The 8,688-nt window shown below is 64.0% G+C and carries 9 protein-coding genes and 1 pseudogene; 7 read left to right on the top strand and 3 right to left on the bottom strand.

All coding sequences use genetic code 11. From position 1 onward, the window contains the following. The 7 genes and pseudogenes from WBQ44_RS07825 to WBQ44_RS07795 form a co-directional block, all read left to right on the top strand. Positions 1 to 387: pseudogene (locus WBQ44_RS07825) on the top strand (NADH-quinone oxidoreductase subunit L); the annotation flags it as partial. Further along, positions 384 to 1,919: an NADH-quinone oxidoreductase subunit M gene (locus WBQ44_RS07820; protein WP_495566148.1), complete on the top strand. Its 1,536-nt coding sequence runs from the start codon at positions 384 to 386 to the stop codon at positions 1,917 to 1,919. The pseudogene WBQ44_RS07825 and the gene WBQ44_RS07820, both read left to right, overlap by 4 nt. Beyond that, a complete protein-coding gene (nuoN, locus tag WBQ44_RS07815; RefSeq protein ID WP_495566147.1) occupies positions 1,916 to 3,499 on the top strand; it encodes an NADH-quinone oxidoreductase subunit NuoN in 1,584 nt (527 codons plus the stop codon). The genes WBQ44_RS07820 and nuoN overlap by 4 nt, the downstream gene beginning before the upstream one ends. Before the next feature lie 41 nt (positions 3,500 to 3,540). After that, positions 3,541 to 4,524, top strand: a complete 984-nt coding sequence (locus tag WBQ44_RS07810; protein ID WP_495566146.1) for an endonuclease/exonuclease/phosphatase family protein — start codon at positions 3,541 to 3,543, stop codon at positions 4,522 to 4,524. 93 nt (positions 4,525 to 4,617) lie between these two features. Further along, a complete protein-coding gene (locus WBQ44_RS07805) occupies positions 4,618 to 5,706 on the top strand; it encodes a GGDEF domain-containing protein (RefSeq protein ID WP_495566145.1) in 1,089 nt (362 codons plus the stop codon). Positions 5,707 to 5,755: 49 nt separating this feature from the next. Further along, on the top strand, positions 5,756 to 5,941 hold the full coding sequence (locus tag WBQ44_RS07800; protein ID WP_495566144.1) for a hypothetical protein: 186 nt from the start codon (positions 5,756 to 5,758) through the stop codon (positions 5,939 to 5,941). A 175-nt stretch (positions 5,942 to 6,116) separates the two neighbouring features. After that, positions 6,117 to 6,857 carry a polyprenol monophosphomannose synthase gene (locus WBQ44_RS07795; RefSeq protein WP_495566143.1) on the top strand — a complete coding sequence of 247 codons (741 nt, stop codon included), beginning with the start codon at positions 6,117 to 6,119 and terminating at the stop codon, positions 6,855 to 6,857. Between the two features lies 1 nt (position 6,858). Here WBQ44_RS07795 and WBQ44_RS07790 read toward each other — a convergent pair whose 3' ends face one another. The 3 genes from WBQ44_RS07790 to WBQ44_RS07780 all read right to left on the bottom strand — a co-directional run. Continuing rightward, positions 6,859 to 7,350, bottom strand: a complete 492-nt coding sequence (locus tag WBQ44_RS07790; RefSeq protein ID WP_495566142.1) for a WKL family lipoprotein — start codon at positions 7,348 to 7,350, stop codon at positions 6,859 to 6,861. A 103-nt stretch (positions 7,351 to 7,453) separates the two neighbouring features. Beyond that, complete coding sequence (locus tag WBQ44_RS07785; protein WP_495566141.1) at positions 7,454 to 8,125, bottom strand: lysophospholipid acyltransferase family protein; 672 nt, start codon at positions 8,123 to 8,125, stop codon at positions 7,454 to 7,456. A gap of 70 nt (positions 8,126 to 8,195) precedes the next feature. After that, a partial coding sequence (locus WBQ44_RS07780) for a M16 family metallopeptidase (RefSeq protein ID WP_495566140.1) occupies positions 8,196 to 8,688 on the bottom strand: 493 nt, incomplete at its 5' end.

The raw sequence follows: 8,688 nt of genomic DNA, 5'->3' as shown, positions 1-8,688 counted from the left end.
GTACCGGCCTGGCTCGTCACCGCCCTCGCCCTGACCGTCGTCGCGATCGGCGTCGGCATCGCCTACGCCGGGTATGCCCGACGACCGGTGCCGTCCACTGCACCTGAGCCGGTGTCTGCGTTGACTTCTGCGGCCCGACGGGATTTGTACGGCGATGCCGTGAACGAAGCCCTGTTGATGCGCCCGGGACTTCGGGTAACCCGTGCAGTCGAACGGTTCGACGATTCCGCCGTGTCCGGGTCCACGCGCGCGGTCGCCGCAGGAGTGTCCACGATGTCCACCCGAATACGCCGGGTACAGACGGGATACGTGCGCTCGTACGCGCTGACGATGCTCGCCGGAACTGCCGTGGTCGCGGCCATGATGGTGGCGGTGATGGTGTGGTGACTCCCTGGTTGACCGTTCTGTGGTTGCTCCCGGTTGTGGGGGCAAGCGTCGTACTGCTCACTCCGCGCGCGATGGCTCGCCCAGCCAAGATCGTCGCGCTGGCAGCATCGCTGGCAACACTGGCCGTCGCCGTCGTACTCGTCGTCGGGTTCGAACCCGGTGCGCCCGGGTTCCAATACGTCGAATCCCATTCGTGGATCGAGTCGTTCGGTGCGCGATACGAACTCGGCGTCGACGGCATAGCACTCGTCCTGATTCTGCTGACCACCGTGCTCCTACCCGTGCTGCTGCTGGCGGGGTGGAACGATCACCGGTTCGGTCGCCCCGGCACACCGCCCCACGTCTACGTCGCGGCCATGCTGCTGGTCGAATCCATGGTCCTGATGTCGTTCTGCGCGCTCGACGTGCTGCTGTTCTACGTCTTCTTCGAATCAATGCTCATTCCGATGTACTTCCTCATCGGCGGTTTCGGCGGCCCCGGCCGCGCGGCCGCCGCTGTGAAGTTCCTGCTGTACAACCTGCTCGGCGGGCTCGTCATGCTGGCGGCGGTCGTCGGTCTGTACGTCGTCACGATGCAATCCGACGCGTTCGAGTCGGGCACGTTCGGCTTCCGCGACATAGCGGCCGCAGCATCGGCAGGTGAGCTCGGAGTAAGCCCCGGCGCCCTTCACGCACTCTTCCTCGGGTTCATGTTCGCCTTCGCGATCAAGGCCCCGTTGTGGCCGTTCCATTCCTGGCTGCCCGACGCGGCCGTCGAATCGACCCCTGCCACTGCGGTGTTGATGATGGCAGTGGTCGACAAGGTGGGTACGTTCGCCATGCTCCGGTACTGCCTTCAGCTCTTTCCCGAATCGTCGCGCTACTTCGCGCCCGTCGTCATCACGTTGGCGGTCATCGGGATCGTCTACGGTGCAGTTCTTGCGATCGCGTCGACCGATGTCATGAGATTGATTGCATATACGTCGATTTCGCACTTCGGGTTCATCGTGTTGGGAATCTTCGTAATGACCGGTCAGGGGCAGGCAGGGTCGGCGCTGTACATGGTCAATCATGGACTGTCCACAGCCGCACTGTTTCTCGTCGCGGGGTTCCTGGTATCACGTCGCGGGACGCGGGTCATATCTCATTTCGGCGGCGTCCAGAAGGCGGCCCCCGTCATGGCCGGCACCTTCCTCGTCGCGGGTCTCGCCACCTTGTCCCTGCCCGGCCTCGCACCGTTCGTCAGCGAATTTCTCGTCCTGGTCGGTACCTACTCCCGATACGGCGTCGCGGCCGTCGTCGCGTCGACGGCCCTGGTGCTCTCCGCCATCTACATCCTGTGGCTCTATCAGCGCGTGATGACGGGCCCGAAGCGCGCCGAGAACGACGGGATGAAGGATCTCGTTCCGCGTGAGCTTGCCGTCATGGTGCCGCTCATCGCTCTACTCGTGTTCCTGGGTGTCTACCCCAAGCCGTTGCTCGACGTCATCACACCGGCGGTAAAAACCACGGTAACCGTCGTCGACTTCACCGAAGCAGGAGGGGAACGATGAACAACGGCCTCTTGACGCCACCGAGCATCGAATACGGCCAACTGTCGCCGATGCTGATCGTCTTCGCCGCTGCGATCCTCGGCGTCGTCGTAGAAGCCTTCGCCCCTCGGGCAGCGCGCTACCGCATCCAGGTGACGTTGGCCTTGGCGGCGAGCACAGCTGGGTTGGTCGCCGTTGCAGCGGTTGCGGTCACGGCGTTCGATACCGACGCGGTGGGCACGCGAGCCGTGATGGGGGCGGTCGCGATCGACGGCCCGACGCTGTTTCTACAAGCCACGCTGCTGCTCGTAGCGATCCCATCGTTGCTTCTGGTCGGTGAACGCACACTCGAACGAGTGCCTGTCGACTCCTTCGCGCCGCAGGCCTCCGCCGTGCCGGACAGCCTTTCGGAGCGACAGGCCTCCCAGGCGGGCGTCTCGCAAACCGAGGTGTTCCCGCTGACCATGTTCACGCTCGGTGGACTTCTGTTGTTCCCCGCCTGCAACGACCTGCTGACGATGTTCGTTGCGCTGGAGGTGTTTTCGCTCCCGCTGTATCTGCTGTGCGGCTTGGCCCGTCGGCGCCGACTCCTGTCCCAGGAAGCGGCCATGAAGTACTTCTTGCTCGGAGCCTTCTCGTCGGCCTTCTTCCTGTTCGGTGCCGCACTGCTCTACGGCTACGCGGGCAGCCTCGAATTCGGCGACATCGCCAACGCGCTCGGCAACAGCAACGGCAACACCGTGCTGGCGGTCCTCGGAACGGCACTCGTCGGGGTCGGCCTGCTGTTCAAAGTGGGCGCCATACCGTTCCATTCATGGATCCCCGACGTCTATCAGGGTGCCCCGACACCGATCACCGCGTTCATGGCTGCCGCCACCAAGATCGCCGCGTTCGGGGCAATGCTCAGACTGTTCTACGTGGCGCTGCCGGACCTGCGCGACTACTGGGCTCCCGCGCTGTGGGCGGTGGCAATCGTCACCATGGCGGTCGGATCCGTCCTCGCGGTGACCCAGACCGACGTCAAGCGCATGCTCGCCTACTCGTCGATCACGCACACGGGGTTCATCCTCACTGGCCTCATTGCCTTCGACGACCAGGGCCTCTCGGCGACATTGTTCTACCTGTTCGTCTACGGATTCAGCAGCGTTGCAGCTTTCGCCATCGTCACCCTGGTGCGAGACGATGACGGTGAGGTCACCGAGATGGCCCGGTGGGCGGGCATCGGTCGCACGTCCCCCGCCGTGTCGACGGTCTTCGCGCTCCTACTCCTCTCGTTTGCGGGAATACCACTCACGAGCGGCTTCATCGCCAAGTTCGCGGTATTCCAGGCCGCGGCAGGAAACGGGGCCGGTCCACTCGTCGTCGTCGGGGTACTCAGCAGTGCGATCGCTGCGGTCTTCTACGTGCGCCTCGTCGTATTGATGTTCTTCACCGACCCCGCGGGAAGCGACGGAAACGCCCATTCGAAGTTGCGCGTCCTTCGGCCGAGCGGGGGCACCACGGTTGCCGTCGGCCTGGGCGTCGTCACCACCATTGTGTTCGGCATCTTTCCGCAGCCCCTGCTCGACCTTTCCAATGCAGCGGCGGAGTTCCTGCTCTGAGCTCGCCGACGCACGTCTGATACTCGCGCTACCCTCGCACGATGCGAGACGATGCACGCCCCGTCCGACGTTTCTGGAGATCCACTGCCGGAGTAGTCGCCGCGGCGTGCGTGGCAGTGAGCGTTACCGGGTTGTTTGCGTACTTCTCGCACTCGGAGAACGCCTACATCGTCAGGCTTGCTTCCTTCGCTCCCGCGCTGATCGTGGTGTCCGTTGCCGGCGCCGTTCTCGCTGCCCTCGGACGCCGATGGATCGTTCTGGTCGCTGCACTGGCCGCAGTTGCGACCGGCGGTGCGCTGTTCGGTCCGCTTTACATACCGAATGCAAGCGCTGATGCCGGGGGCCGAACAATCAGGGTGATGCAGGCCAATCTGATGCTCGGTCTCGCCGACAGCAACGCCGTCGCGGCATTCGTCCGAGAGCACGACGTCGACGTTCTGACCGTTCAAGAACTCACCTTCGATGCAGAGTCTGCTCTGAGCGCTGCCGGTGTCGACCGAGCGCTGCCGTACCGGTTCACCCGCCCCACGCCCGGTGGGGGCGGCGGGGCCGGCATTTACAGCCGCTTCCCCATGTCGGCGGCACGAGAACTCCCCGATTTCGTACTGTCCAACCTCGTCGCCGACCTCGACGTCGGGTCGGAGGAGCCGTTGCGGGTGTACTCGGTGCATCCCGTCCCGCCATATCCGACGCCCTCGACGCTGTGGGCTTCCGAGATGGAACTTCTCCTCGAGGAAGTACAGGCGTCCGCAACCCGCCCCGAGGTGATCGTCAGCGGCGACTTCAACTCGACGCGCTCCCACAGCCGGTTCCGTGACATTCTTGCCGTCGGTTACGAAGACGCCGCGGACCGCACCGGAAGTGGACTGATCGCGACGTACCCCACGGACAAGCCCTTTCCAGCCGTCGTAGGTATCGATCACGTGCTGACGCGAGGCGTCACGGCGAGCAGTCTCCAGCGCATCACTGTGCCAGGATCCGATCATCATGGGTTGATTGCGGAGATTGCACTGAGTTCTCGGTGACGCCGCGTTTCCCGACCGCACAGTCTTGTTTTCTGATTGAATCGACCAGCAGGCGCTACCGCCGGACGCGGCCCCACATTCAACGAGGTTTCGATGAACAAGCTGCACGAGTGGTGGTCGCAACCGACCGACTACGCGTGGACAGTGGGCTACACCCAGTCGCACCCGTTGCTTCGTCACACACGCTCGGCCATCGGGATCTATTGCTGGATCTACGGGCTCGTCTGCGTCCTCGCGCTGACTACTCCGCTCGTCGGCGACAACGACATCGGACAGGCTGTCATCGCGGCATTCGGACTCAGCTCGGTGGTGGTGGGCGTTGCGTGGTTCCGTGGACCGTGGCCGAACTACACCTGGTCTTTGGCGTTCGTGGTCTATGCCGAACTCGGCGTCACCGGCACGTTGTTCGCGCTCGACGAGCCGTCCGTTGCCCTGCTGGCGGCCTCGCTGATGGGTGTGATCGGAAACTACGTAGCGGCTTTTCACAATGCGAAAGTCTTCTTCGCGCATCAGGTGTGGGCGCTCTCGACATGTGCTGTTCTCTACGTATTTGCACTGGCAGAACACGACACTCCCGTCACACAGGTCACCGCGTACCTCGTCGTTCTCGTGCTCGTCCTGGTGTCTTCGCCGCTTCTGACTCAGGCGTTGCTCGTGCTCCTCGAACGCGATGCCGCGGTAGCTCACTTCGATCCCCTCACCGGGCTTCGCAATCGCCGTGGGCTCGACGCAGCCGTGCGCGGATTGACCGACGACGCGCCGGGCGTCTCCGTTCTCGTGGCCGACCTCGACAACTTCAAATCGGTGAACGACAGCCACGGCCACAGCTACGGCGACGACGTACTGCGCAAGACGTCCGAGACGCTCACCCGGGCATTCCCGCTGCCCGCGGTTACCGCCCGAACGGGCGGCGAAGAATTCGTCGCTGTGGTGTCCGGCCCGTTGTCGCTCGTGCGCGATGCGGCGGAGCAGCTCCGGCGGGCCGTGCCGGGGTGCAATCCGATCGGCGTGACCACCACCAGCATCGGCATTCACCACCGACCGATGCCGATCGGCGACGTCGGCGAGGTGCTCGATAAACTACTCGACTGCGCGGACGCCGCGATGTACGAGGCAAAACGCCTTGGCGGCGATTCCGTAGTGGTCGACGGCAGCGACGACGAGGCTCGCACGGGAGTGTGAAACACAGGCCGCCGACCGCGCCGCCGTCATCATGGCCCATGATGAAGCCATGAGCTCGAACGATCTCTTCGGAGGCCCGAGAAGACTGTTGACCGTGGTCGCGGTCATCGTCGTGGTGGCAATACTGGCTGCGCTCGCGACTCTGCTGGTGCGGCACCTACTGGGACCGCCGGAGGGCCCTTCCCCGTACGAGGATGCTGCGGCGACGAGTTACCCCTTGTTCGTCACCCTGTAGGGCCCCCGGACTTGCCCACAGATGGCCCATGGGCCCGCGACAGCCGTTGCGGATGTGACGCAGACAACAGGGCGCTCGGCTCGAAAGCGTCCTGACCTGGCCGAACGCCCGGTACGCCTCCGCTCGATTCGGCCGTTATTTGGTTCTTCGCGCCCCGATCACGGATCATACGAGCGTGACTTTTCCCAGCGGCGCTCCGAAGACGACCGTTGTCGTTCCGACGTACAACGAACGCGAGAACCTTCCGAAGCTCGTCGAGCTGCTGGCAGGACTGGACCTGAAGAACGTGCACGTTCTCGTCGTCGACGACAATTCCCCCGACGGCACCGGCAAGATCGCCGACGAGCTCGCAGAGACGGGCCCACTTCCGGTCACCGTTCTACACCGGACGGAGAAGAACGGCCTCGGCCGCGCGTACGTTGCGGGAATGACTCGGGCGCTCGCCGAGGGCGCCGACATCATCGTCCAGATGGATGCCGATCTCTCGCATCCCGCCGACGTCATCCCGACGATGGTCGAAACGTTGAACACGACGGATGCCGCTGTGGTGCTCGGATCCAGGTACGTTCCCGGCGGCGCTGTGGCAAGTGATTGGCCCTGGCACCGCAAGGCGCTGTCCGCGTGGGCGAACTTCTACGTCAACGCCATCCTGCGACTGAAGGTCAAGGATGCGACGGCGGGCTTCAAGGCGTGGCACTCGGAAACCCTGAACGCCATCGACGTCGCGTCCGTCGAGAGCAACGGGTACGCCTTCCAGGTGGAGATGAACTATCGCACCGTACGCCGCGGCCTGAAAATCGCCGAGGTGCCGATTCGCTTCGAGGAGCGAAACGACGGTGAATCGAAGATGAGCCTGTCGGTTCAGCTCGAGTCGGCCGCGGTGCCGTGGAAGCTGCTACTCGGCCGTAAGCGCTGATTCAGGCGGCACAGGAGGCTGACGTCAGTCCCGCGAGTTCCGCGATGGTGCACGCGTTCTCGCGGCTCAACTTCCACTCGCCGTCCTCGGCGACGAAGATCAACGTGGTCGGGTTCGGTTGTCCGCCGATGGACAACGTTGCGCCTGCCGCAAGCGAACCGGCCCCGAGGTCGTCGATGCTGGTGACGACCACCTCGGCGTTGTTCTCGACGGCCGCGGCCACTACCTGTTCGACGAGTGCCGGGTCGTCCTCTGCACCCTGAACGAACGCCGCCTTCTCCCCCACCGGAACAGCAGGGTCGAATCCCCACGCAACTCGACCGTTCAAGGCTTCGGGAGTGGGGACGGGCGGATAGTCGGGCAGCGGTGATGTGCCCGGCGCGCCGGACGACATTTCGGCTGGTCGATCGGGTACCGGTTCGTTTCCACCGCATGCACTGAGCGACATCCCGGCGGTAGCGGCGAGGATCAGGGCGAACGCTCTCTTGGTCATGCGCAAACGCTAGCGCGCATGAACCGAGAAACGTTCTCTCGCAGCGTTTTTCACAGAGTCCCCACCGGGAACTCTCACCAGTGCCACACGATTGCGCCCCGGGTCAGGCTGCCTTGATCGAGGCTGCGTACATATCGACGTATTCCTGGCCCGACAGGTTCATCAACGAGTACATCACTTCGTCGGTTGCGGAGCGCACGATGGCGCGGTGCTCCGAGAAACCCTCGTACCGGCTGAAATCGATCGGCTCCCCGAAACGGACGACGATCTTTGCCGGACGCCACATGCGGCTTCCCACAGGATTGAACTTCTCGGTGCCGAACATGACGACGGGGACAACAGGCGCGCCGGTTTCGAGAGCCACTCGCGCCATTCCGGTCTTGCCCTTGTACAGCCGACCGTCCGGTGACCGAGTGCCTTCTGGGTAGATTGCCCAGACAGCGTTGTCCGCCAGAATCTTTCGTGCAGCATCGAGGGCAGGTTCACCCGCGCCCGAGCCGCTGCGATCGACCGGCACCTGACCTGCACTGGTGTAGAACCAGCTGATCAGACGCCCCTTGATGCCCTTGCCGGTGAAGTACTCGCTCTTGGCGATGAACCGCACCCGACGCGGAACTACCAATACCAAGAAGAACGAATCCACGACGGTCAAGTGGTTTCCGGCAAGGATGACCGGGCCGGTGGCGGGAAGGTGCTCGGCGCCCTCGATCCGCGGCCGACCCAGCATCCTCAGGACGGGGCCGATCAGAACGTACTTGAAAATCCAGTACCACATGCTGCCTGCTCCCCGATTGGATCCGATGCGTACACCAGAGTAAGGCACCGGTGGACGCACTCGCGCACGATCAGCCGACGAGCGACCTCACCGACGCGGGTAGCTGACGCTCGTTCTTGTACGGGCCGACGACCGCTGCACCGAAGGGCCGCGTCAGCAACACCCGGGCAACGTCGCGGACCTCGTCGTTGGTCACCTGTTCGATCCTCGACAGCGTGTCGGAGATGTCTCGATGGTTGCCGTAGTTGAGTTCGCTGCGGCCGATGCGGTTCATCCGCGAACCGGAGTCCTCGAGCCCCAGAACGAGTCCTCCGCGCAACGACCCCTTGGCCCGAGCGCACTCGTCGTCGGTGATGCCGTCGGATGCCACCTGCGTCAGCACCTCTCGCACAACCGTCGTCACTTCGGCGAGATTCTCGGGTTGGCAGCCGGCGTAGACCGAGAATGCGCCCGAGTCGGCGAAGGTATCGACAGAGGAGTAGACCGAATAGGCCAAACCACGTTCTTCGCGAATCTCTTGAAACAGTCGCGACGACAGGCCGCCGCCGACCGCAGCGTTGAGT

Origin of the sequence: Rhodococcus sp. (in: high G+C Gram-positive bacteria) (assembly GCF_049591685.1) — a bacterium.
In the GTDB taxonomy this organism is placed as follows: Bacteria; Actinomycetota; Actinomycetes; order Mycobacteriales; family Mycobacteriaceae; genus Rhodococcoides.
The sequence above is the reverse complement of the archived record's forward strand: the minus strand, read 5'-3'. Positions and strand labels throughout refer to the sequence as shown.

Excerpts from the sequence above, each read along its gene's own strand:
- nuoN (WP_495566147.1), top strand. The coding sequence starts at position 1,916 with ATGAACAACGGCCTCTTGACGCCACCGAGCATCGAATACGGCCAACTG.
- WBQ44_RS07810 (WP_495566146.1), top strand. The coding sequence starts at position 3,541 with ATGCGAGACGATGCACGCCCCGTCCGACGTTTCTGGAGATCCACTGCC.
- WBQ44_RS07805 (WP_495566145.1), top strand. The coding sequence starts at position 4,618 with ATGAACAAGCTGCACGAGTGGTGGTCGCAACCGACCGACTACGCGTGG.
- WBQ44_RS07800 (WP_495566144.1), top strand. The coding sequence starts at position 5,756 with ATGAGCTCGAACGATCTCTTCGGAGGCCCGAGAAGACTGTTGACCGTG.
- WBQ44_RS07790 (WP_495566142.1), bottom strand. The coding sequence starts at position 7,350 with ATGACCAAGAGAGCGTTCGCCCTGATCCTCGCCGCTACCGCCGGGATG.
- WBQ44_RS07785 (WP_495566141.1), bottom strand. The coding sequence starts at position 8,125 with ATGTGGTACTGGATTTTCAAGTACGTTCTGATCGGCCCCGTCCTGAGG.